Raw genomic sequence first — 23,065 nt, forward strand, 5'->3', positions numbered from 1 at the left:
TTGGCAAGAAAGAGCAAATATAGATGATTGGAAAAACCACATCTGTCGTAGGGGCAATTCATGAATTGCCCCTACAGCGAGGCTCTATTCTCATCAAAGAATGATTAATAAAAACCTCGAACGACGTATTGACGTTGATACACAACATAATTGTTTTACAACCTTTGTAAATCTAATCGTAATAAAAGCTATTAAAATTACGAATTACGAATTACGAATTATATGCTCAAGGCTTAACTTCTGAAGGGGTTAAAGTAGCATATTGTTCAGAAGAAAGCGTCGCTTCTTTAACATTGATTTTCTTAGTGATAAATTTCTGCTCATAGAATAAGTCAGCAATTTTCTGCTGTCCTGACAAAACTTCTTCACTAAGGGGTCTTAATGTATAAAGCCTACGTTTCGATACCAGTTCTAGTGTTGGAACATCAATTTTCGCTTCAGGTGAAATCAGTTCAGCTACTTGACGTGGGTTAGCTTCAGCCCATTTGCCAATGTTATTGACTTCTTCTAATATGACTTTAACTACATCAGGATTATCTTTGACGAAACTACGCGAGCCCAACCAGTAACCTCCTTGGGTAGTAATCCCTTTACCATCTCGGATAATCCGAATCCGAGCAGTTTTCTGGAATAGAGCAAGGTGGGGGTCGCCAATTACAGCTGCATCAATGCTCTTACGCTCAAATGCAGCACGAGTTTCTAATGGTGTGAGATTAATGTGTTTAATATCGCTGAGTTTCAGCCCTGCTTCTTGCAAAACCTTCAAAACGAAATACTGCTGTGCAGTAGCTCTTTGAAAGGCCAATCCTTTACCTTTGAGGTCAGCTATTGTCTTGATTGGAGAATCTTTATCGACTACAACAGCAGTTCCCTCACCAGTTCCAGGTTTGCTACTAGCAACATAAACAAAAGGAACACCCGACGCTTGAGCAAAGATGGGGGGAGTTTCACCGACAAAGCCGAAATCTACACTTCCTACATTCATCGCTTCCAAAAGTTGCGGGCCAGCAGCAAATTTTGACCATTCGACTTTCATACCCAGTGGGGTTAAACGTTTCTCTAACAATCCTTTAATTTTGAGTAAGTCTCCAGCTGTCATATAGCCCATGTGTAAGACTTTTGTCTTAGTGCTATTAGAGCTATTGGAGGCGTTAGCGGTTTGCTCTGGTGTATTTGGTGCTTTACAACTGACTAAAGTCATGGATAAACTGAATACTCCACCTACTAAGAATAGTAGAGAGTAATTGAACAGCTTTAAGTAAGATTTGCGCGATATTTCTACCATAATGTATTAGTAAATATTTAATGTTTTCGTTTTTTCGCTACTGAATTTCTACCGTTTGCACTACTGGCAATTAGCTAAAAATTTAAATGAAATTTTTAGCTGATAAATTTAATTAAGCAGTTTTACCAATGGCATGTAGCTTTAAACTACTGTAAATCGACCGATTTATAGTAGTTTATTCTTTGTACGGATGCTATCATAGACTTCTGCAAGAATCAAGCAGTAAATAAAGCCATCATTCCATAGAGACGATTTTTGGACTTCTAGCAAAAAAGAGGATGATTTACTGATAGATGTGCCTCTTATTACAGAGATAGTTGCCACCTACTGATATTGCAGTACACAGCAATTTTATACTTAATTATGCTAAATACACTTACAGGCGAAAAACCGACAGCCTCATGCACAACGATATTTGCTGGATTAGGTAATATCATGTCCGGCTAATTAGTTGTCATTGCAAACGAAGTGTTCATGGAGCATCTCGTAGAGAAGCAATCTTCGAACTCTTGCAATTGCTGTGTTCCAATCACAATGGCATATCCTAAGTGATTAGGAGGACATGATATAAAGCGATCGCAGACTATAACTATAAACTAGCTTCATCTATATTCTGATCCGAGATACGGCATTCCTCGGTGAAATTGGAAGCCCACACTGTACTTTGTAATCCAAGTCAGTGCGGCTAGTTCACGTAAAAATTGAGACAAAAGCTTAAAGGCTTTGCTTACTGGTAAAAAAACGGAGTTAAACTAGAATTGCAGGGTAACAATCAGAGGAAAATTATGATGAGCGATCGCGACTATACATTAATCATTGATAAAAGCGGTAGTATGTCCACACCCGACCAAGTGGGCGGTAGAAGTAGATGGGAGATTGCCCAAGAGTCTACACTCGCTTTGGCAAGAAAGGCCGAACAGTTTGATCCCGATGGCATCACCGTTTACTTGTTTTCCGGTAGATTTAAACGCTACGATGATGTCACTTCAGCCAAAGTCGCACAGATATTTCTCGAAAATGACCCTGCTGGGACGACAAACTTAGCAGGTGTGCTTCAGGACGCAATCAATAATTACTTTCAACGCAAAGCAGCCGGTAAAAGCAAGCCAAATGGAGAGACAATTTTAGTCATCACCGATGGTGAACCAGACGATCGCAAAGCTGTATTTGAAGTTATCATTCATGCTACTCGCCAGATGGAGCGTGATGAAGAATTAGGAATTTCGATCATTCAAGTAGGTTCAGATGCCCAAGCAACTAAGTTCCTTAAAGCTTTGGATGACCAGTTACAAAGTGTCGGCGCTAAATTTGATATTTGCGACACGGTTACTTTAGATGACTTGGAAGAAATGAGTCTTGTAGATGTATTGACTAACGCAATAACTGACTGATTAGTTTAAAGTTTTTTATTAAATAATTGGGAAAATTATAAATGCTAGAAAATCGTGATTACACCTTAATTATTGATAAAAGCGGCAGCATGGCAACCCAAGATCAAAAGGGTGGCAGAAGTAGATGGTTTGCAGCGCAGGAATCTACTTTGGCTTTAGCTAGCAAGTGTGAGCAATTTGACCCAGATGGTATCACTATTTATTTATTTTCTGGTAAATTCAAGCGATACGAAAACGTGACATCCAGTCTAGTAGGGCAAATTTTCCGAGAAAATGATCCCTCTGGTACAACTGACTTGGCAGGTGTGTTGAAACATGCAACTGACGATTACTTACAACGCAAAGCAGCCGGTCAAACAAAGCCAAATGGTGAAACAATTTTAGTGGTTACTGATGGTGAACCAGACGATCGCAAAGCAGTTATGAAGGTAATTATTGAAGCTTCTCGCCGCATCGATCGAGATGAAGAATTAGCCATTTCCTTCATTCAAGTGGGCGCAGATCCACAAGCTACTCGCTTTCTGAAAGTCTTAGATGATGAACTTCAAAGTGCTGGTGCTAAGTTTGATATCTGTGACACCATTACTATGGAAGATATGGAAGATATGAGTCTATCAGAAGTGTTGCTCAATGCCATTAATGACTAAATATATCATTTATAGGAATTGCAAAAATGGATTCCATTGATAAGCTATTAGCCGAACTCCAAACTGAATATAAAGAAGTACAACCACAACAGCAACAGTCAAAATCAACCACAGCCAAATCCTTTATTCCATCATCGCCAAAGTCGGTATCTTTTATGGATAACATTTTGGCAGAGGTTAAGGCTAATTTTGCAGAAGAGGATGCTGCTATTGAGTTACAAAAACAACAAGAACTAGAAAAGGAGCGAATTCGCCAAGAACAACTCAAAGCCAAACAATTAGAGGGCTTGAAAATACAGGCAAAAGAATGGTTAGCCAAAGTAGATCCACTTTCGTCGGAAGGACTTTGGTTTGAAAGGTTTGCTGAAAGTTACCCCTCAAAATTAGAGGCAGCGATTGAATATTTAAGAAGCAATGAATAAACATCTTCAAAAAAGAATGTAGAGACGTAAAATATTGCGTCTCTATTCATTTCTAGGCATGTCTAAAAAAACAATTCAAGATTCAAAAATAATCTCCTATCTCAAATTTAAAATGAGCAATTATTATTTATTAACCATGCTCAATATTGATGGTGATTTGTTCGATTTGAGTGTTGAACAGCCCATTCATGCATAGCATAGAGAATTGGTTGCAAAGTTTCTCCTAAATGCGTTAGCGAATATTCTACCTTTGGTGGAATTTGGGGATAAACTTCTCGATGGATAATGCCGTCTTGCTCCATTTCTCTAAGTTGCTGAGTCAACATCTTTTGCGTAACTCCGGGTAAAGCTCGTTGTAACTCACCAAACCTTTTTACGCCAGTCATTAATTCTCTAATAATCAAAACTTTCCAGCGTCCGCCAATTACCTTTAGGGTAGTTTCTACTTCACAAGTCAGCCTGAGATTGTTTTCTGCTTCAGCTTTCATAGTCAGTTTTTAAGAAGTACCTTACTTAGGTTTGCTGGGTAGTACCGCTAGTTAAAAGTATGGGTACATCTACAACACTCCACAAAATTTAACTGCTCTCTTTGATAGACTAAATTTTTTTAACATTAGATACTCAATGATAACTATAATTACGTAGCTATCAACTCAGAATCAATTTCCGACGGCGCACTATCTTGGACTAGCGATCGCGTTTTACCATTACGCTGGAGGATACCGCCAACCATTGCTATCAAGGCGTTTACCTTGCGGGTTCGCCACATATCTACAAGTTTTTCCACTTTGGTAGCAGACATCCGTCGCATCATGGCTTCGTAGAGATAAGCAGCATGTCCAGTTTCATCTTGGGCAATACTTAGCATTCCTAACTTCAAGTTACGACCGGTTGGCTCGTTATCAGGTAATACTCTCGCCATTCGCGCAAAGTCTTTACTAGCATCTAACTCAAGAATGTATGTGCTAGCCATAAACACATCCCAGTCAATGACAGCAGGTTTAAGTTGTTCTTGGGTGTAGCCTTCAAAGAATGCTGCAAAAAAGGGGCTACGTTGCTGTTGTGATTTGTTTGTGGTTGTAGTTTGGGGTTGACGCTTAAAATCTATAACTTGTTTATTCATCTGCTGTAAGGCGTGGGCAAAAACTTTACCATGCCTAGTCTCATCGGATGCGTGTTTTGCTAGTTTTTCGGCTAGCCATGTATCGCCTTCGGCTGCGGCGCGATCGCTAAGTGCAGATAAAAACGGCACAGAACCAGATTCAGCAAAATAAAACCCCGCAAGGATATTGGGACGGGTTTTAGAATCACGAATTTGAGCAGCAGAGTAATAGGCAAAAGCACCTGAACCAGCTAAATGCAGAATGTTAGTTAAGAAGTTCATCAAAAATTGCCACTGATAATTGGGAGGTTACAATTCTTATACTAATGTGCATTTTCTATTCGGGTGTCGGCAGGGAGAAGGGGAAATTTTGGAAGTTGTTAAATTATCTCGCAAATATGCAACGCCCCATTTGGGGTTTTTAATTGCCTGTGGCAGTATGTCAAGGGTTAACAAATATATCTCATCATTTTGCTAATATCATCCCACAGAGGTAATGCAGGTGAGTTGGGATGGAGAAATTAAATAAACCAGTACGATTTTGGCTGTGTGCAACTATCATGATTTTGGGTTTGATAGGCTGCGATCGCTTTATCGGTACTTCTGGAGAACCAGTTGAGCGAGTGAGTGATGGCGATACCATAGTAGTTAAAGATACCAATGGCAAAAATTTTACCGTGCGCTTTGCTTGTGTAGATGCGCCCGAAATAGCCCACTCTAATAAAGAAAAGCAGAGTAAACGCACTAGCGATCGCAATCAATTTATTTGGGGTGTGAAAGCCCAAGAACGGGTACAACAACTGGTGCAACAAGGAGGCGATCGCGTGACTTTGAATATCACAGATAGCGATCGCTATGGACGCAAAATTGCCGAAGTCCGTTTACAAAATGGCACTTTTGTGCAGCAGATATTGTTAAAAGAAGGATTAGCAAAAGTGTATCGTCCTTACTTAAACAAGTGTCCTAGCAAAGACTTAGTTCAACAGGCTGAAGCTGAAGCCAAGGAACAACGTGTTGGGGTTTGGAGTGACACTAAATTTGTTAATCCTTGGGAATATCGCAGCCTATCAAAAAAATAAAACAGGAGTCAGAATTCAGAAGTGGTGAATAGTGTATGCATAAAGTCCCCCTACTCCTCTTTCCAAGTTTGCAGTTGAAAATAAACTAATACCAGCGTCACTGCTAGTAACACCGTCGCGGCGGCGGCTGCATAACCAAAATCAAACTGACCAAAAGCCTCTTGATAAATGTAGTAAACCAGCAAATTAGTCGAATTCAGTGGGCCACCGCCAGTCATGACAAAAACTTGCTCAAAACTCCGCAATGTAAAAATCGCGGTAGTAATGACTGCAAATATCACAGTCGGGCGCAATCCAGGCAGAGTAATATACCAAAATTGTTGCCAAGCATTTGCTCCATCCAAATCTGCTGCTTCATAACGGCTCGGAGGAATTGCTTGCAAACCTGCTAAAAAAACTACCATATTGAAACCGAGTTGTTTCCAAATACTCATTAAAATAATTACTGGCATTGCCCAAAATGTATCTCCTAGCCAAGGTATGGCTGGAATGCCAAAAAAATCTAAAAGTCCGTTAACTGGCCCTGATGTCTGAAACAGCCAGCGAAATCCCAAACCGGCTGCCACAAGTGAAATAATGGAAGGTAAAAAATAAGCACTCCGCATGATGCCCCGCAAGGGAATAGAGCGGTTTAATAGTACAGCCAATCCCAAGGAAATAACTAAACTGGGAATAATGGTGGCAACAGTAAAATAAAAGGTGTTACCCAGAACTTGCCAAAAGTCGGGGTTAAGTAGCAAGCGCCAATAGTTTTTTAAGCCTATCCAATAAGTACCTTTTAAGGTGAAACTACCAGCAGTAAAGCTGAGGTAAAACAAATAGGCGATCGGCCAAATGATAAAAACGCCGAGTAAAATTAGTGCTGGTGTGAGAAAAGTCCAAGCAGCTACTGTATCGTTATCCAACCACGACTTAGTAGTATATATTTTTTTTGACATCTATAATTTTTCCTTTTAGCTGTTATTATCCTCCGCCCTGATTCTACCCTTAGCTTGGTTTCTTCTCGTATTAGCGTAGTTTACAGCCGTAGGCATCGCTTGGGTAAGCTCTTGGTTCATAATTACCTCTAGTTGGAGTCTTTACTTAAACATCGCTATTTTTCTGCAAACTCAAACCAATCCCAAATGCAATTTTAACGCTGCATCAATTAGTACCATCAAATCTGCGTTTAAACTACCTAATACTTCACCAGTAATTCGTTGCTTAGAAATTGTACGCACTTGCTGCGCCTGTACTTTAGAAGGTTTTGTTAAACCACTAACCTCTGGATTAAGCAAAACTTCAAAGGGATAAACACGGTTCACATTAGAAGTAAGCGGTAAAATTGTCACAGTGGTAGCAGCACTATTACTTATGTCATTACTGACAATTAGAACTGGACGACGTTTACCCATTTCTGAACCCATCACCGAACTAAGATTTGCGTAATAAATATCACCACGTTTCATCTGTTAAACCATCTGCCACTGTCACATCCCAATCGTTATCAACTTCAGCAGACGCTTCTCGGTAAGCTGCCTCTAATTCTCGGTTTCGCAGCAATTCTAATGCTTCTTCAATTACTTGAGAACGAGATTTACATCCTTTATTCCGCTTGTAGTTTTCGACAAACTCTACTAAAAACGGTGGCAAGGAAATAGAGAGTTTTTCTACATTCATCTTCCTACCAATTAGTAGTAAAAATAATTCGTACTAATATTCTAGCTTAATTTCAAGTCAGTAAATCGATGCTGTGGAATAGCTGAACTTATGAGGCATCGCTTGGGTAAGCTCTTGGTTCATGATTTGATCCACTCTGTTTTTTCAAAAAAAAGATCGTTCCGCTTCGCTACACCCAAAAAGGGTAAAGGAAATAAGGGTAGAGGACAAAAGAGTTAAAGTATAAAGAGCTACAGAAGAATCCTCCCAGCAGCGCATACAACACGAAAACCAATATTGCCGTAGAGGTCGTCGCGCGAGTAGGGGTTGTTGCGATACGCGGAACGACAGTTTTCAGGACGGTCGTACCAGGAACCACCCCGCAGCATATGAAGTTGATTATCATTATCTATCCACGCACTTCCATCACTAGGCGCTCCTTTATAGCTGTCATGCCAAGTATCTTGACACCACTCCCAGACATTACCGTGCATATCGTATAATCCAAACGCGTTAGGTGGAAAACTTCCTACTTTTGTTGTTTCTTGACGATATTTGCCCTTTGGTTCAGAAGCGTAGGTATAATCCCCATTGTAGTTAGCTAACTCAGTTGTAATCGTCTCGCCGAAGTGAAATGGTGTCGTTGTTCCTGCACGACAGGCGTATTCCCACTCTGCTTCACTAGGTAGGCGATATTTACGCTCAGTCTTTTGACTCAGCTTTTTGCAAAAGTCTACTGCATCATTCCAAGACACTTGCTCTACAGGACGTTTTGCTCCCTTGAAGTTGGACGGATTGCTGCTACCCATTATTTGCTGGTACTGTTCCTGAGTCACTTCAAACTTGCCTATAAAAAAAGTAGGGACATTTACAGGGTGCTGTGAGTCTTCATATTTGGCTCGACCATTTTCATTGGGTGGTGAACCCATCTTAAATGAACCAGCAGGAATCTCAACCATCTCCAAAATTATGCCATTACCTAAGTCCTCCTTAAAGAACTTAGCTTGTTTGTTAGAATCTCGTTTAATTACCTGTCCCTTTTTATCTACCGTTACCGTTTCAAATTTAAAGGAAATATATTTAGGTGATTGATCCTTAAAAATTTCACGACCTACTACCGCTGTCACTAAACCTACACTTCCCAAGCCAGCCCACTTCAAAAACTTTTGTCGGGTTATTCGCTCTTGAGTTGGTTGAGTAGTTCGCTCTTGAATCGATTGAGTGGGTTGAGTACGGCTTGGCTGCTGAATATACTGCTGTAATTTTTGGCGAGATTCTGCTTCCTCTTGCTGCCGTTGTTTCTCTGCATCCTGCTGCTTTAGTCGTACAGCTTCTTGTTGTTGTTTTTCTACCTCCTGCTGCTTCAGTTGTACAGCTTCTTGTTGTTGTTTTTCTGCCTCCTGCTGCTCTCTGATTGTCTCTTGCTGTTTCTGATATTCTCCTTCTGAAGATGATTGAATAATAATTGCTTCAATCGCAGTTGTTTCCGCATCATTTAATTCTAAAATTCGTTGAAAGCGCTGAAGTTCTTCACGAGTTGTATTACTAAGAGGATATTCAAACTGCATCGACTCTCTAAACACCTCTTCATACTGTTGCAGCTTTTGCCGATGTTCTTCTAGGGCAGCCACAATTGGATTTTCAATTGCAGTCACATCCTCAGCAGTCAGATTCAACCCTTGGTGACGTTGCGTTAGTTGAGAACGTTTGAAAGCACTGAGTGGAGATTCTTGCTGAACAGCTTCTGTAAATTCCTGCTCATATTGCTGCAAGTTTGCTTGATGGGTTTTAATCTCTGCATTAATCCGCCTCTCGATCGCACCCACATCTCCATCACTCAACCCCAACGTCTGCCAAGTTTGCTGCAACTGCTTCCGCGTCACCTCATCTGGATAATACTGGCGCTGCGTCGCCTTCACAAACGCCTGCTCGTACTGCTGGAGTTTTTGATGATAGCTTTCAATCTGCGTTGTGATTTGCGCTTCGATTGGTGCAATATCTACATCCGTCAGTCCCAAGTGCTGCTGCTGTTGGCGTAACTCATTTCGGCTTGCCTCGCTAAGGGGATATTCTCGCTGCGTGGCAGTAAAAAATAGCCTTTCGTAGTCCTGAAGTTTCTGGTGATATGCCTCTACCTCAGCCGTAATCTGAGATTCAATCGCCGCAATATCTCTATCTGCAAGCTCTAATTGCTGCTGAGTTTGCCGTAAGCGATCGCGGCTTGCTGCACTCAGGGGAAACTCCTGTCGCAATGCCGTTGTAAAGGCTTGCTGATATATTTGCAGGTTTTGCTGATGTGTCTTGAACCGTGCAGTTACTTGTGCCTCAATCGGCATCGTGTCTTCATTCCGTAGCCCCAAAATTTGCTGGAGATTTTGCAGATCGTGGCGATCGCCATCTGTAATCGTCTCGTCTCGCTCTAGTAGCTCAGTGAACACCTGCTGATACTGCTGGAGTTTGTCGCGGAAGTCATTGCGGTACGGTTCCAACACCTCATCTTCGACCGCTTTCGCCTCAGTTGTCTCCAATCCCAAGCGAGTCATGAGTACATCTAATGTACGACGACCAACAAAGGAAATTTCGCCTCGATGAATAAATCGCGCAACCTCTTTACGGTATCGCTGTCTGGGATCGCCCGGAGCCACTTTTGTCAGTCGAATTTTAAAGCCTTCTCGAATTGCATAGATTTCCGGCTTCATTGCTGGCTGAAGTTCTCGCACTTTTTGACTGGCGTATTCATGAAGTTCATCGATAGAGATAAACTCATCTTGATCGCGATCGGCTTCTCCCGACTTGATACCTTCAATCAAAAAGCGAGTGTAAATCGATAAATCTTGTCCCTCTTGCTCAAAAGAATATTGAGTTGAAGTAGAAGAAGTTAATACGGCTCGTCCTTCACCGCCCAACTGCTCCCGGATGTCAATTGTGCCGTCATCTTTGGCAGACATTCCCTCAGCAAACGCGCCACTAAAGCAGCTATCTAGGATAACCACCTGCCGACGGGAGCGGCTTTCGCTCATGCGATCGTGAATAAAATTGGCAGACACCGACGTTGAGCGAATCAATTCGCCCTGCTGCGTCTTACTGGTGTTGCGAGTCGCCAGATACAGCCTACCGCGATCGTCTTTGATGCCGTGTCCCGAAAAATACAGCAACAGCAAATCATCTTTGTGCCGTCCAGAGAATAGCGTTTCGATCGCCATTTCTACAACTTGTCGTTCAGGATTTTTTAGCAGGGTAATATCTGACGCGGCAAACCCGCCCATCTCGCTATGCAGCAGTACACCATACACTGCTTCCACATCTCTAACTGCACTGGGCAACGGGTTTAGCCCTGGCTCATACTCACTGACCCCAATCAGCAACGCTACCTTCGCCATTTAATTTACCTATGCTGCGATCAAATCCTATGCGGCTTTAATCTCTGTGTTGTTTCGCTCATACTAAGTTTTAGAATATCACCTATATCAATTGGACTAGTTATGAGCAAAATTTAATCAAGCATAGGCGTAGCCCGTTGTAAACATTGCAACATGGAAAGAGACAGTGCAAAATTAAAGTATAAATCTTATCTATTTATGTAAGAAAAATCCAGGCAGCTACTGTATCAGTATCCAACCATGACTTAGTAGAGCATTTCATTAATTTATAGCAAAGTAAATTTGGCAATACCCTGCAATGTTAATGCATCGGCTGACAATGCCAATACATCAGGAAACAATGCCAATGCATTGAGTAACAATATTAATGCATCAGTTGACAATGCCAATGCATCGGGTAACAATGCCAATGCATTGGGTAACAATATTAATACGTCCCCTTGCATTAAACAAGCTACGCTTTTACACAAAAGTGTACGTATTATATATTTTTCGCATCTATAATTTTCCTTCTTAGCTGTTATGACCCTCCGCCCTGATTCTACCCTGAGCTTGGTTTCTCCCAGTATTAGCGATGTTCGCCAACAAGTCGCCCCCTTAAAACTAGGAATTATGGCTTCTGGGAATGGCAGCAATTTTGATGTAGTTGCTCAAGCTATCCAAGATGGGCAGCTAAATGCTCAAATTCAAGTTTTAATTTACAATAACCCCTCGGCGAAAGCAGCCGTCAGAGCAGCCAATAGAGGTGTAGAAGCTGTTTTATTGAATCACCGCAACTATAAAATCCGAGAAGAGTTGGATGAGAAAATTGTGCAGACATTGCGGCACTACGATGTGGAATGGGTGATTTTGGCAGGTTGGATGCGATTGTTGACATCAGTTTTCATTGATGCCTTTCCTAACAAAATTATTAATATCCATCCTAGTTTGTTACCTAGTTTCAAGGGAATCCATGCTGTAGAACAAGCTTTGGCATCTGGGGTAAAAATCACTGGTTGTACAGCGCATATCGCTTGTTTAGAAATGGACAGTGGCCCAATCTTGATGCAAGCCGCAGTACCAGTTTTGCCGGATGATACAGCAGAAACCCTCCACGCCAGGATTCAAATTCAAGAACATCGAATTTTACCATTAGCGATCGCTCTGGCAGCTTCTTCGTCAAAGTCATTTTTTTAACGTAGACGCAAAGAGGTGAGCCAGTCCGGTGGACGGGTTCCTCGACTTGTAGCAACTGGCGCGACACAGAGAAAAGAAAGAGAAGGAAAAAATTGCTTAACTGAACTGTAGTCAATACTTCTCGGTTAAGCATTTTTAACTCGGAATCGGGTTTGGGGTAAAGGGTACTGGGTTTGGGTTAAAGGTTTTTTCTTTCCCTTTTCCCTTTCCCCTTTTCCCCTTAACCGAGAAGTATTGGAACTGTAGTGGTCTATAAGTTTTCGTAACGTGTATTAATCCCTGGTTGTTCACAGTATTTATGATTCATTATCAAACCACCAAGGGTCATTAGTCGCATTAGTTTTAATTAAAATAGCTTTTTTTCGCATGAACCGTTTCAGTGCTGCTGCACCCATGCGCGATCCTCCCATCCCGGAGAATTTAAAGGCGTTTTTCTCTCCCTCGTGCATGATGGCTGTGAGTGCAGCATCGTTGATACTAATAGCACCTGCTTCTATCTGCTGGGCAATTTCTAAAGCTTCAGCTTCTGAGGCAAAAACAGCAGCACTTAATCCATAAATTGAATCATTTGCTAAAGATACCGCTTCTTCAACTGTGGAAAAAGGCATTATTGGCATAATTGGGCCAAAAGTCTCTTCGGTCATCACTTTCATGGAATGATTAACTTGGGTAAGCACTGTTGGACGACACCACCAACCCCCACCTAAGTCTTCAATTACGCCGCCGCAGTGAATGACTGCTCCCTTTTCTACTGCATCTAGGAGATGATCGCTAATAATTGCGGCTTGTCTTTCGGCGATGATGGGGCCAATTTCTCCACTTTCAACAGTGGGGTAGGCTAGCCCAAGGCGATGTGCTTTGGCTACTAATTGATGGTAAAACTTTTCAAATATGGATTCAGCAACGTAAATCCGCTCAATTGATAAGCACGACTGTCCAGTATTGACGACTGAACCCCACAAGATTGCTGAGGTTGCTAATTCTAAGTTGGCTGATTCTAAAACGATCGCAGGATCTTTTCCCCCTAATTCCAAAAAAGCTGGAATAAACCGTTTCGCAGCCGCTTCTGCCACTTTTCGCCCTGTTGCGACACTACCTGTAAAGCATACTAAGTCTACATTGTCAATCAAAATAGATCCGGTTGCGCCTGCTCCTTCAATAAAAGCTAAGACATCGCGCAATTTAGGGACAGCATTGAGTGCTGTTGTCAGTGGTGCAACGAAGCGGGGAGCGATTTCACTCGGTTTGACAATGACGGCACAACCCGCCAACAATGCCGGAATGGTATCAATAGTTGACAGCAACAGAGGAAAATTCCACGGGCTAATTATCCCCACTAGAGGGTAAGGAACGGAAGTTTGTTGCAAGGCGATAAATGGAATTGCTGTGTTTTTTGCAGAGTCTTGCAGCAATTCTGGTGCTAACCTGCACCACCGATCAATGCTAGAGAGGAAGGAATCTATTTCTAATATTGAGGTTGATAATCTTCCCGTATCATTTACCAGAGCTTCCGTTAAGCGATCGCGCTCTGATAATATCGCTGCCTTCCACTGCTGTAAAGCTTCAATTCTCCCCTCTAAACCCAGCTTTTGCCAGCTAACTTGCGCCCGGCGCGATCGCTTGCATTGCTGTGCCAGCAACCTTGGGGGTGGCGGGATAATTACGTAGTCAAATTTGCCAGTTCTGGGATTACGGACTTCTATTGGTTTTGTCATTTGTCATTTGTCATTTGTCATTTGTCATTGGTCATTGGGCATTAATCAATAATTTTTCTTCCCCATTCCCCATTCCCCATTCCCTATTCCCCATTCCCCATTCCCCATTCCCCATTCCCCAATTCAAATTATCCCCAGTTGGGCTAACCGATCAATTGTGGCTTGCTGGGTTTGCAAAAAGTGTTTGCGGTCTATTTCTCCCTCCAGCATAGTATTAGCTGGGTAAAAGTGTGATTGGTGATAACTTTCGGCGTATAGTTCAAAGCGTTGACGAGCAAGTAAATTATGTAACCCTGGTCGGCGGCGATCGCGGCGTAAGGCTCCTAAATCAATCTCGGCAAATGCTGCCATGCTCTCGCCTGCACCTGTTTCGGCTAAAACAATTCCGCGATGGTCGATGATTTTAGAGCCACCATCAGCAGAAGCTATGGGGATGGCAATATTAGCGATACCTGCGGTATTGGCTGAAACTACGTAAGCCATGTTTTCGACGGCGCGAGTGATTTTTGCCGCGTCTTTGGGAGTGAGGTTTTTGTTGTATACTTCCGAGGTGGAATGAACAAAAATCTCTGCTCCTCGCATCGCCAGACACCTTGCAACTTCTGGATACAAAATTTCTTCTGATGCTAAAGCTGCTAAATTACCGATCGCAGTTTTGGCTACTGGGAAAACTCCCTCTAAACCATAACAGTCAAGATATTTATCCCAAACATCATGGGGAGTGGGAGCAAATAAAGAATTTAGCCGCCGATACCGCAAGACGATTGAGCCAAAGGGGTCAAGAATAAAACAGGTTTGGAAGTACAATCCAGGAAAGTTGGGATCAACTTCGTAGGCATTACCAGCTAAGAATATTTTATGTTTTTGGGCAATTTTACCCAGCGCCTCATACTCAGCACCAGCCATTTCTATACAGGCTTTTTCTGCCCATCCTGCGAGACTATCTCCCATTGGAAAACCAGTAAGGAAATATTCTGGCAGTACAATTAAACGACAATCAAAGCCAATGAAAGCGATACTGGCAGCAATTTGTTGAGCTAGGCGGTTAATGGAGTTTTGCATGAGCGATCGCGCTTCGTGGCGATCGGTTGCTTGGTTGACTGCATGACAGGTAACTTGGAGTGCCAAGGCCCGGAATGATTCTGGATTAGTTGTCGTCATTGGTTATTAGTCATTGGTTATTAGTCATTGGTCATTAGTCATTGGTCATTAGCAAAGGACAAATGACAACTGACAAATGACCAATTTAGCGATCGCCACCCCAGAGCGATCGTACAAGTTTATCGGTCATTTCTGCCCCAAATAGCCGCACAGCAATTTGGTTGTCTGGATCGCGTTCTGCAACAGTACGGCGCACAAATAAGTCACGCTCAGATAAAGCATCCCGTTCTGATTCCGCTACTGGTTCAGCTTCATCTACCCAACCTAGCCAACGATCTATCATCTCATGCGCTACCGTGTGGACACGATCAAGTGTCTCTTCTGTGACTGGACTGGTGTAACACAAACTAGTATGAGATTGTACCTGACGGATATACAGCGTTTTGCTAATATACTGCTGAAAACGTGAATCTTTCAGGAACGCCAGATATGTCTGGTTCACAGGTTCGTAGTAACGATCCAAATAGTCGAGGTCAGTGAATAGATCGGTGCGAGGGACGTAATCTATAAAAAAGAACAGTTCTGGAACCGTGGCAAAGACAATAGCCAAATGAGGAACACGAATCTGGGACTTGAGCCAAACAGTTAGGTGCATATTGCAAAAGCCAGATTTAGGTTCGCGCAACCATGAATGCACAAGCCAATCAATTTCTGGGCCAGAGAAGGTATTGAGTGAGCCGTGTGCTTCTCCAATCAAGGCAGAGTATTTTTTAAAGTTCTCGGTAGACGGATCTGAATGTAATTCAAAACGAGCGTCTATTTTCTCACGGAGTTCATTTGTCCAACCCCACAACTGCTCAAATAAGGCTGTATTGTCTACATTAATTTGCTGCTCAATCACTGTTTGTACCCTTTTAGATCAGAATGCAAACAAACATAATGTAAAAGCAAAAAGCCAGCATCTAACTTCTGCCAGAATTCTTTCACTGAGCCAGAACAACTGTAAATGGTGTGGAATTATTGTTTGCTTCTTCTGTCTTTGGATAAACTTAATTTAAATCAAGAACTTCGGGTAGAAGAGAGAATGTCAAATTTCCGCGATCGCACAGAGTCAAACACCGATAAAGTTTTACTCATCGGAGTTACTGGCGGCACAGGTGGAAATGTCGTCAAAGGATTTCTCGAACAGGGAGTTACCAACCTGCAAGTTATCACTAGAGAAATTGACCTTAATCGTCCAACTCTTGCAAAGCTCAACAATGCCGGAGTTGAACTGGTAAAAGCCAACCTCGACGATGAAAATTCTCTCATGGCAGCCTTTGCAGGAATTTCGGCTGTTTACTGCCACGCCACTTCTGCGGACTCTACTAAAATTGACCCGCTAGAGGTGGAGAGAGCCAAGCGAGTTGCAAAAGCTGCCAAACAAGCTGAAATTAAGCACTTTGTCTACAATTCCGCAGGTGGGGCGGATAGGAATTCAGGAATCCCTCGCATTGAGCAAAAGTATCAAGTAGAGAAAATTCTCAAAGAAGCGGGCTTACCGACTACTATGTTGCGAGCCTGCTTGTTTATGGAGGAGTTTTGGAAGAAGTACACGCGACCTTCCATACTCAAAGGTAGTTTTCCGTTTTCAATTCAGCCAGATAAACTCCTTCATCTAATTACAACGAAGGACATGGGCCGCGTTGCTGCCTACGTAATTAAACATCCTACCAAGTATATTGGCCAAGAAATTGAGCTAGCTGGTGATGTGCTGACTCCAAAGCAAATGGCAGAGGCATTCTCTCAAGCGCAAGGGATAAAAGTTGTCCATAAAGAGATACCTGCTTGGATTTTCTTACTCTTGCTGCAAAAAGAACTGTTCGATTTGATTCAGTGGTATCGCAAGCAAGGTTATCAAGCCGATGTCTGGCGTTTACGAGAAGAAGAGTTTCCTGGACTTCTGACCACATTTAGTGAATTTTTGGCAGAAACCAACTGGTCAAATGCGGAACTCACCTATGAGAGTCTGCGATCGCATTAGTACACTGTGGCAAAAGTTTGCTTACCTTTAACCAGTTGCTCAGAGCAACTGATTAACCTAGGCGATAGGTAACTTGCAGTGCCAAGTCCCGGAATGAGTTGAGATTATCAATATTATCTGCCCTGCTGTGTCCAAATTTTTTTAACCATGCTTAGGGTCGTCTACGCCTACACCTCCCCAGAGCGATCGCACAAGTTTATCTGTCAACTCAAAACCAAACATCTGTGCGGCAAATTTATTACCTGGATCGCGTTCAGCACTGCTACGGCGCAGCGCCAAATCACGAGCCGCCAAAGCTTCCCGTGCATCTTCTGACACTGGTTCAGCTGCATCTACCCAGGTTAGCCAGCGATCGAGGGTTTCGTGTGCAAGTGTGCGAATCAGTTCGAGGGTGTCCAAGGTGGGTGCGCTGGTGTAGCACAAGCTAGCAGGCGATTGAAATAAGCGAATATAGGCGCTTTTGCTAGTAAATGCCTTTAAGCGCGAATCGTCTTGCAACTTTAAAAATGTTTGATTAACTGGCTCATAGTAGCGATCAAGATATGCCAAATCGGTTAAAAGCTCAGTTCGGGCAATGTAATCTATATAAAAGAAAATATTTCCATTTGGAAGCGTGCCAAACTCAAAAGCTAAATGAGGAACCTGAATATGTGCCTTCAACCAAGTGGTGAGACGCATAGTGCTAAAGTTAGATTTTTCCGGGTTTCCCAACCACGAATGCACTAGCCAGTCAATTTCTTCCCCAGAAAAAGCAGTCAGTGAACCCTTCATATTGCCATCAAGACTGCTGTATTGCTGTAAATCTTCTACAGAAGGGTCTGGATGTAACTGGAAACGAGCCTCTAGTTTTTGGTGGAGTTCTTTTGTAATTCCCCACAACTTTTCAAATACAACCTTATTGTCTAAATCGCTTGGTTGCTGAGTCATAGTTTGAGTTTGCGGTTTTTCTATAAACTTTATATTTAGTTTGATACTTTTTGGCATCTAGCTAGTTACCCATATCAAGTAACATATTCATCGAATTCAAGACTGTGATAAAAAGCCCATCAACTAAAGCATTATAAAGCTATTGCAGCAATCTGTATCAGCCGATGATTCTTTATTTAGCTACTTAATTTAGATGAATCTTTTTAAAGATATATATAGGAATCTGGTTTTATTGTTGACAAGATATATAGGGTGTATTAACTATATCGTAGCACACCCAAGCCTCGATAATAATGCGTTAAAAACTCTATTTAAACACACTCTAAGATACATAATTATGTTCAAAAACCCAATAGTAATTCTAACAATTAAACATTTTTTAAAAGCAAAGTTATTAGGATCTATTTTACATAATTAGCTAGAAAATGATTTTAAATTTTGGTTAATACATCATTTTAATAGTCTATTAATGTTGCCTGGAAAAGTTTTTCCAACTATTTATTCGGTATTAATACTGAAAAAAAGGCTTATAGGAAGTGCTAATTTTAGTTAACACACAATTATGATCTAAAAAAACAATATAAAAATGCGCCTGCCTTACAAACTGAGATTTGTTTCTTCTCAACTAATAACTGTAACAGTCCTGTTGACATTAATCTTGTTTATTCCTCAAATTTGGCTAAACTGGCAAGTATATTATAACTTCAATAGTATTATTAAACATGAATTTAAACTACAAACGCTGAGTGATGAAATTACTTATCTTGATGAAGTATTAACGATGTCAGCCCGGATGAATGCTGCTACAGGAAACTCTATCTGGGAAAAACGATATCGCCAATTTGAGCCTAAACTCGATATTGCTATTAAAGAATCTATCAAACTGGCTCCTAAAGCATATCAAAATGAGGATGCCCAAAAAATTGATGTTGCTAATCAGCTTTTGGTCGCAATGGAATATAAATCTTTTGAGTTAGTTAACAAAAATCAAAAAGAGACAGCACAACTACTACTTTCTAGCCGAGAATATCAAACTCAGAAACACATTTATGCTGAGGGTGTTGCCAAAAGAAATCGTAATATCTTACTTCAGTTACAGCAGAAGGTTGATGAATATTATAAAAGAATATTTTGGGCAGTTTTAGAATCTGTTATAAGTTTAGCACTACTGATTCCAGCATGGCTTTTGGTATTGAATTTATTGCAGCAATACTTAAAAGATAAAAAAAATGCTCAAGCCGCCTTAGAAGAAACAAATTGTAGATTGGAAATGCAAGTGGCGGAGAGAACGGCAAAATTAGAACACAAAAATATTCAACTTGAACAGACACTACAAGAATTACAATACACTCAAGTACAACTTATTCAAACTGAAAAAATGTCCTCATTAGGCCAGTTAGTTGCTGGTGTTGCTCATGAAATCAATAATCCAGTTAATTTTATTCATGGTAATCTGATACATCTTAAAGAATATAGTCAGCAATTACTAACTTTAATTAAGCTGTATAAACAAGATAATTGTAATTACAATCCAGAAATAAATACTCTGATTGATGAGATAGATTTAGAGTTTATTATTGATGATATGCCAAAAATATTATCCTCAATAGAAGTTGGTACTGAGCGCATTTGTGAGATTGTGTTAACTTTGCGGAACTTCTCACGCCTTGATGAAGCAGAAATGAAACCTGTTGATATTCATGAAGGAATTAATAGCACGCTATTAATTTTAGAACATCGCCTTAAAGAAAGTCATAAACAGCAAGAAATTGCAATAATTAAAAATTATGGAAATCTGCCTCTTATTGAATGTTATGCAGGAGGATTAAATCAGGTATTTATGAATATTTTAAGTAATGCTATTGATGCTTTATGTGAACAGCAAGAAGAGTATTTAAAAAAAGATGTTAAAAAACATCTGAATTCTATTATTATCCATACTAAAGTTAAAAATGAAAATTTTGTAATTATTAGTATTAAAGACAATGGGATAGGAATACCAGAGAAAGTTAAGGCTAGATTGTTTGACCCTTTTTTTACTACTAAACCTGTAGGTAAAGGTACTGGCTTAGGATTATCTATTAGTTACCAAATTATAGTAGAGAAGCATAAGGGAAAAATCAACTGCATTTCTGCACCTGGGAAGGGTACAGAATTTGTAATTGAGATTCCCATCAAGCAGATGCAGTAAGTAAATATAAACTCATTTGGAATTTTCTAGGTTTTTAGGGCTAACCCAAGCGTATTAATTTATAGTCATATCTTTGACATAATCTTGCAATGTTTTTGTCAATACGCTCTGCAATAATTCACTCATCAAACCGTTTAACGGAACTAGGCAGGTAATTCCTGCCTTTTTTAATCAATGCCTTCTAGCCAGGTAAGGCATTACTATTTAATTATGGGCGATTTCCTTTGACCTGATAATTACTGATAGAAAATCCTCGACGAGTAGGTTTAATATTAGCTAATTCCACCTTAAAACTTACCTTATCAGTCATTTCACCGCTTCTCGCTTCCAAATCCCACTTCCCAGGGCGTAAATTCCAAAATAAAGAATTAGCTGAATTTGTATCTAATTTTTCCCCATTTAGCCACCATTCCACAGGTACAGATTTATTTCCCACTAGCTTAAATTCGAGTTTTTGCTTCGTTTCTTCACCTGGATACACTAGAAATAAATCGCCATGATGTGGAGACAAAATTCTCAAATTAGTAGAAACAAGACTCGATTGCTGTTGTTTTGCCAACCACTCGTTATACTCTGGTGGTAAGTTAAATTGATTGTCACCTTCGTAGGCAATTTTATCTTCTGGATAGAAATATTCTTGCACCACTGAGGTACAATCTGGTGTTGGTCGTAATCCCGAAATTGCACAAATAGGTAATTGCACTAAACCTTCTGGAGGCGGAAAAGCTGCTGGTTCTTGATGTTCGTGCAGGTGCAGCATAATCCGATTCCACAAGGGTGCAGCGCCTGTCACACCTGAAACTTGTCGCATCGGTTCACCGTTGAAATTGCCTACCCAAGTAGCGACGGTGTAATCGGTAGTGAAGCCAACTGTCCAAGTATCACGAAAATTGGAAGAAGTGCCAGTTTTAACGGCAACAGGAAAGGGTAAATTTAACACAGAGTTGACACCAAATGCTGTGGCACGAGCATGATTATCACTGAGGATATTAGTAATTAATTGCCATATCGTCGTTGAATTTTGGCTGTTACATCGCATATTTGGTGCGCTTTCAGCGCAACTTGGATTTGGTATCGGAGAATCAGAAAATGTGCTGACTATTGGGATAGACTCTCCAAGTCGTGCCATAGTAACGTAAGCACGGGCTAATTCCCATAAACTGACTTCGCCGCTACCGAGAGTTAACCCTAAACCGTAATGTTCTGGGGTTTGATTGAGATTTTCAAACCCCAGTTGATGCAATCGTTCTAAGAAAGTCTCCACACCTACTTTTTCTAACACCCTTACTGCGGGTACATTCAACGAATTTGCTAAAGCGATTCGCACCCGCACAGGGCCAAGAAAGCGTTCGGTGTAATCGGTTGGGCTATAAAGTCTCGCACCAGGAATTGCATAACGGGCGGGGACATCTGCCAAAATGGTATTTGGGCGAATTAAACCTTTTTCTAAAGCTAATTCATAGACAAAAGGCTTGAGGGTAGAACCAGGTTGACGTAGCGCTTGCACTCCATCATTGCGTCCTAGTTTTGCTTGATTAAAGTAATCAGGTGAACCGACATAAGCCAAAACTTCACCAGTGTGGTTGTCAATCACCAACGCAGCGGCATCATGGACATTGTTAGCCGCTAGGGAAGAAATTACCTGCTGCACCTGTGCTTCCACAAACTGCTGTAAAGGGCGATTTATAGTTGTGCGAATAACGGATTTATCCACCCGGTCTTGCTTTTCAAGGGCGGGCATTTGATTCGCTAACCAAAATAAAAAGTGTGGTGCGGCGATAATTCCCCGTGGGCGAGATTGAAACACAACTTTTTCGGTTTGTGTTCGGTCTGCGATCGCACCACTTATATATTTTTCCTCTACCATACGATTAAGGACGTATTTTTGTCGCTGCTTTAACCGTTCCCAATGTTCGTAAGGGTTAAAGTATGTGGGATTATTGGGGATAGCGGCCAACAAGCTGGCTTGAGCAAGATTTAACTCACTCGCTGGGATAGAAAAATAAGTCTGTGCGGCTGCTTCTACACCATATATATTCCCGCCCATTGGTAGCCGATTAATATATGCAGAAAGAATTTCATCTTTATTCATCCCTGCTGTTAACCGCCAAGATAGCCAAATCTCTTGCAGTTTACCAGAAAAGCTGCGGGGGACGGGATCTAACATCCGCGATAATTGCATAGTAATAGTGGAAGCGCCGGAAACAATTCGTTTCGCGTGGATGGCTTCTTTGCTGGCGCGGATAACAGCTTTCATATCCAACGCGCCGTGATGGTAAAAGCTGCCATCCTCGGCGGCTAAAATAGCATGGATAAACTGGGGCGAAACCTGACTTAGTGCGACGACTGATGTATGTTCTTGGTCACGGGTGAGTAATGTTCCTAATGGTAAACCATTGCGATCGCTAAATTGCATTGCCAGTTGATTTTGGGCAATATCTGCGGCCCGAACGGGTGCAAAATACGGTAATAAGCGTATAAGCAGGCAGATTACCAGCACAGCTAGGATAAATTTGCTACTGTGCTTAATTTGGAGTAGCGATCGTAAAATTAGTTTCATCAGGGAATCCCTGTCAAGAAAACCTACTTTAATTTTGACGCAGCAATTACATCGATATCAGTAAATATGTCAAATCCTTAATAATTTATTTGAAATCACTTAGTAGATGTAAATTAATATTTGCAGAAGTTAAATACTGATTCATAGTTAAGAATTGTAGTAATTTATAGGAACAATCACACAGGATTAGTTATCTATGTAAATAAACATAGTTAAATCCAAACCCTAGGTAAAAAATAGTCATATAGCATCCTTTATTTGTCTTGGCATTGCCAACTCAATAAGGCGTGTAAAATTTTGTTCGCTATAACTTGTGATTTTTTTATTTTGAATTACTAAAAATATGATTATCAGATTTTTACTCCGTTTGCACTATAAAATTGTCTATTTCTTCCTTAGCGTCCTTGGCGTTCTTGGCGGTAGCCTGC

The 23,065-nt window shown here is 41.1% G+C and carries 20 protein-coding genes; 7 read left to right on the forward strand and 13 right to left on the reverse strand.

All coding sequences use genetic code 11. The features are described from left to right. Nucleotides 1-226 precede the first annotated feature (226 nt). Entirely contained in the window at nt 227-1,285 is a 1,059-nt protein-coding gene (locus tag IQ274_RS29450) for an aliphatic sulfonate ABC transporter substrate-binding protein (RefSeq protein ID WP_194144328.1), read from the reverse strand. A gap of 785 nt (nt 1,286-2,070) precedes the next feature. Here IQ274_RS29450 and IQ274_RS29455 point away from each other — a divergent pair. Genes IQ274_RS29455 through IQ274_RS29465 form a run of 3 tightly spaced genes read left to right on the forward strand, consistent with a single transcriptional unit; the run spans nt 2,071 to nt 3,745 of the window. Further along, on the forward strand, nt 2,071-2,676 hold the full coding sequence (locus tag IQ274_RS29455) for a vWA domain-containing protein (protein ID WP_012409685.1): 606 nt from the start codon (nt 2,071-2,073) through the stop codon (nt 2,674-2,676). A gap of 41 nt (nt 2,677-2,717) precedes the next feature. Beyond that, nucleotides 2,718-3,323, forward strand: coding sequence for a vWA domain-containing protein (locus tag IQ274_RS29460; RefSeq protein ID WP_163932099.1), 606 nt, complete (start codon nt 2,718-2,720; stop codon nt 3,321-3,323). Nucleotides 3,324-3,349: 26 nt separating this feature from the next. Beyond that, nucleotides 3,350-3,745 carry a salt stress protein, Slr1339 family gene (locus IQ274_RS29465; protein ID WP_194144329.1) on the forward strand — a complete coding sequence of 132 codons (396 nt, stop codon included), beginning with the start codon at nt 3,350-3,352 and terminating at the stop codon, nt 3,743-3,745. A gap of 140 nt (nt 3,746-3,885) precedes the next feature. Here the strand turns inward: IQ274_RS29465 and IQ274_RS29470 are convergent, their stop codons facing one another. Then, the gene (locus tag IQ274_RS29470) at nt 3,886-4,233 is read right to left on the reverse strand and encodes a winged helix-turn-helix transcriptional regulator (protein ID WP_012409687.1); all 348 of its coding nucleotides are present in this window, start codon (nt 4,231-4,233) and stop codon (nt 3,886-3,888) included. A 149-nt stretch (nt 4,234-4,382) separates the two neighbouring features. Then, nucleotides 4,383-5,129, reverse strand: coding sequence for a ferritin-like domain-containing protein (locus tag IQ274_RS29475; protein ID WP_194144330.1), 747 nt, complete (start codon nt 5,127-5,129; stop codon nt 4,383-4,385). Nucleotides 5,130-5,359: 230 nt separating this feature from the next. Between IQ274_RS29475 and IQ274_RS29480 the strand changes: the two genes are divergently transcribed. Further along, complete coding sequence (locus IQ274_RS29480) at nt 5,360-5,926, forward strand: thermonuclease family protein (protein ID WP_194144331.1); 567 nt, start codon at nt 5,360-5,362, stop codon at nt 5,924-5,926. A 50-nt stretch (nt 5,927-5,976) separates the two neighbouring features. Here the strand turns inward: IQ274_RS29480 and IQ274_RS29485 are convergent, their stop codons facing one another. From IQ274_RS29485 to IQ274_RS29510, 5 genes are all read right to left on the reverse strand, one after another. Beyond that, nucleotides 5,977-6,864 carry a carbohydrate ABC transporter permease gene (locus tag IQ274_RS29485; RefSeq protein ID WP_194144332.1) on the reverse strand — a complete coding sequence of 296 codons (888 nt, stop codon included), beginning with the start codon at nt 6,862-6,864 and terminating at the stop codon, nt 5,977-5,979. A gap of 171 nt (nt 6,865-7,035) precedes the next feature. After that, nucleotides 7,036-7,374: a type II toxin-antitoxin system PemK/MazF family toxin gene (locus tag IQ274_RS29490; RefSeq protein WP_194144333.1), complete on the reverse strand. Its 339-nt coding sequence runs from the start codon at nt 7,372-7,374 to the stop codon at nt 7,036-7,038. Next, on the reverse strand, nt 7,361-7,585 hold the full coding sequence (locus IQ274_RS29495; RefSeq protein ID WP_194144334.1) for a ribbon-helix-helix domain-containing protein: 225 nt from the start codon (nt 7,583-7,585) through the stop codon (nt 7,361-7,363). Before IQ274_RS29495 ends, IQ274_RS29490 begins: the two co-directional genes overlap by 14 nt. Nucleotides 7,586-7,815: 230 nt before the next feature. Then, a complete protein-coding gene (locus IQ274_RS37815) occupies nt 7,816-10,944 on the reverse strand; it encodes a caspase, EACC1-associated type (protein ID WP_322745365.1) in 3,129 nt (1,042 codons plus the stop codon). Between the two features lie 266 nt (nt 10,945-11,210). Continuing rightward, entirely contained in the window at nt 11,211-11,369 is a 159-nt protein-coding gene (locus tag IQ274_RS29510) for a hypothetical protein (RefSeq protein WP_228058434.1), read from the reverse strand. A 97-nt stretch (nt 11,370-11,466) separates the two neighbouring features. Here IQ274_RS29510 and purN point away from each other — a divergent pair, with 97 nt between their 5' ends. After that, nucleotides 11,467-12,120 (forward strand): phosphoribosylglycinamide formyltransferase, encoded by a 654-nt coding sequence (gene purN, locus IQ274_RS29515; protein ID WP_194144336.1) that lies wholly within the window; start codon nt 11,467-11,469, stop codon nt 12,118-12,120. A 296-nt stretch (nt 12,121-12,416) separates the two neighbouring features. Here the strand turns inward: purN and IQ274_RS29520 are convergent, their stop codons facing one another. The 3 genes from IQ274_RS29520 to IQ274_RS29530 all read right to left on the reverse strand — a co-directional run bounded on the left by IQ274_RS29520 (nt 12,417) and on the right by IQ274_RS29530 (nt 15,837). Beyond that, nucleotides 12,417-13,835 carry an aldehyde dehydrogenase family protein gene (locus IQ274_RS29520; protein ID WP_194144337.1) on the reverse strand — a complete coding sequence of 473 codons (1,419 nt, stop codon included), beginning with the start codon at nt 13,833-13,835 and terminating at the stop codon, nt 12,417-12,419. A gap of 123 nt (nt 13,836-13,958) precedes the next feature. Beyond that, nucleotides 13,959-14,996, reverse strand: a complete 1,038-nt coding sequence (locus IQ274_RS29525) for a nitrilase-related carbon-nitrogen hydrolase (RefSeq protein ID WP_194144338.1) — start codon at nt 14,994-14,996, stop codon at nt 13,959-13,961. Nucleotides 14,997-15,081: 85 nt separating this feature from the next. After that, nucleotides 15,082-15,837 carry a red chlorophyll catabolite reductase gene (locus IQ274_RS29530; protein ID WP_194144339.1) on the reverse strand — a complete coding sequence of 252 codons (756 nt, stop codon included), beginning with the start codon at nt 15,835-15,837 and terminating at the stop codon, nt 15,082-15,084. A gap of 105 nt (nt 15,838-15,942) precedes the next feature. Here IQ274_RS29530 and IQ274_RS29535 point away from each other — a divergent pair, with 105 nt between their 5' ends. Then, nucleotides 15,943-16,959 carry an NmrA family NAD(P)-binding protein gene (locus IQ274_RS29535; RefSeq protein WP_228058435.1) on the forward strand — a complete coding sequence of 339 codons (1,017 nt, stop codon included), beginning with the start codon at nt 15,943-15,945 and terminating at the stop codon, nt 16,957-16,959. A gap of 141 nt (nt 16,960-17,100) precedes the next feature. Here IQ274_RS29535 and IQ274_RS29540 read toward each other — a convergent pair whose 3' ends face one another. Beyond that, nucleotides 17,101-17,886, reverse strand: coding sequence for a red chlorophyll catabolite reductase (locus IQ274_RS29540; protein WP_194144340.1), 786 nt, complete (start codon nt 17,884-17,886; stop codon nt 17,101-17,103). Between the two features lie 586 nt (nt 17,887-18,472). On the opposite strand from IQ274_RS29540, the gene IQ274_RS29545 reads away from it, so the two are divergent. Next, nucleotides 18,473-20,077, forward strand: a complete 1,605-nt coding sequence (locus tag IQ274_RS29545; RefSeq protein ID WP_194144341.1) for a sensor histidine kinase — start codon at nt 18,473-18,475, stop codon at nt 20,075-20,077. 208 nt (nt 20,078-20,285) lie between these two features. On the opposite strand, the gene pbpC is transcribed toward IQ274_RS29545, so the two are convergent. Next, nucleotides 20,286-22,637: a penicillin-binding protein 1C gene (gene pbpC, locus IQ274_RS29550; protein ID WP_194144342.1), complete on the reverse strand. Its 2,352-nt coding sequence runs from the start codon at nt 22,635-22,637 to the stop codon at nt 20,286-20,288. Nucleotides 22,638-23,065: the final 428 nt, after the last annotated feature.

The sequence above is a fragment of the Nostoc sp. LEGE 12447 genome (genome assembly GCF_015206985.1).
Classification (GTDB): Bacteria; Cyanobacteriota; Cyanobacteriia; order Cyanobacteriales; family Nostocaceae; genus Nostoc.

Coding starts and splice junctions, on each gene's coding strand:
- IQ274_RS29450 (WP_194144328.1), bottom strand. CDS start 1,285: ATGGTAGAAATATCGCGCAAATCTTACTTAAAGCTGTTCAATTACTCT.
- IQ274_RS29455 (WP_012409685.1), top strand. CDS start 2,071: ATGATGAGCGATCGCGACTATACATTAATCATTGATAAAAGCGGTAGT.
- IQ274_RS29460 (WP_163932099.1), top strand. CDS start 2,718: ATGCTAGAAAATCGTGATTACACCTTAATTATTGATAAAAGCGGCAGC.
- IQ274_RS29465 (WP_194144329.1), top strand. CDS start 3,350: ATGGATTCCATTGATAAGCTATTAGCCGAACTCCAAACTGAATATAAA.
- IQ274_RS29470 (WP_012409687.1), bottom strand. CDS start 4,233: ATGAAAGCTGAAGCAGAAAACAATCTCAGGCTGACTTGTGAAGTAGAA.
- IQ274_RS29475 (WP_194144330.1), bottom strand. CDS start 5,129: ATGAACTTCTTAACTAACATTCTGCATTTAGCTGGTTCAGGTGCTTTT.
- IQ274_RS29480 (WP_194144331.1), top strand. CDS start 5,360: ATGGAGAAATTAAATAAACCAGTACGATTTTGGCTGTGTGCAACTATC.
- IQ274_RS29485 (WP_194144332.1), bottom strand. CDS start 6,864: ATGTCAAAAAAAATATATACTACTAAGTCGTGGTTGGATAACGATACA.
- IQ274_RS29490 (WP_194144333.1), bottom strand. CDS start 7,374: ATGAAACGTGGTGATATTTATTACGCAAATCTTAGTTCGGTGATGGGT.
- IQ274_RS29495 (WP_194144334.1), bottom strand. CDS start 7,585: ATGAATGTAGAAAAACTCTCTATTTCCTTGCCACCGTTTTTAGTAGAG.
- IQ274_RS37815 (WP_322745365.1), bottom strand. CDS start 10,944: ATGGCGAAGGTAGCGTTGCTGATTGGGGTCAGTGAGTATGAGCCAGGG.
- purN (WP_194144336.1), top strand. CDS start 11,467: ATGACCCTCCGCCCTGATTCTACCCTGAGCTTGGTTTCTCCCAGTATT.
- IQ274_RS29520 (WP_194144337.1), bottom strand. CDS start 13,835: ATGACAAAACCAATAGAAGTCCGTAATCCCAGAACTGGCAAATTTGAC.
- IQ274_RS29525 (WP_194144338.1), bottom strand. CDS start 14,996: ATGACGACAACTAATCCAGAATCATTCCGGGCCTTGGCACTCCAAGTT.
- IQ274_RS29535 (WP_228058435.1), top strand. CDS start 15,943: ATGGTGTGGAATTATTGTTTGCTTCTTCTGTCTTTGGATAAACTTAAT.
- IQ274_RS29540 (WP_194144340.1), bottom strand. CDS start 17,886: ATGACTCAGCAACCAAGCGATTTAGACAATAAGGTTGTATTTGAAAAG.
- IQ274_RS29545 (WP_194144341.1), top strand. CDS start 18,473: ATGCGCCTGCCTTACAAACTGAGATTTGTTTCTTCTCAACTAATAACT.
- pbpC (WP_194144342.1), bottom strand. CDS start 22,637: ATGAAACTAATTTTACGATCGCTACTCCAAATTAAGCACAGTAGCAAA.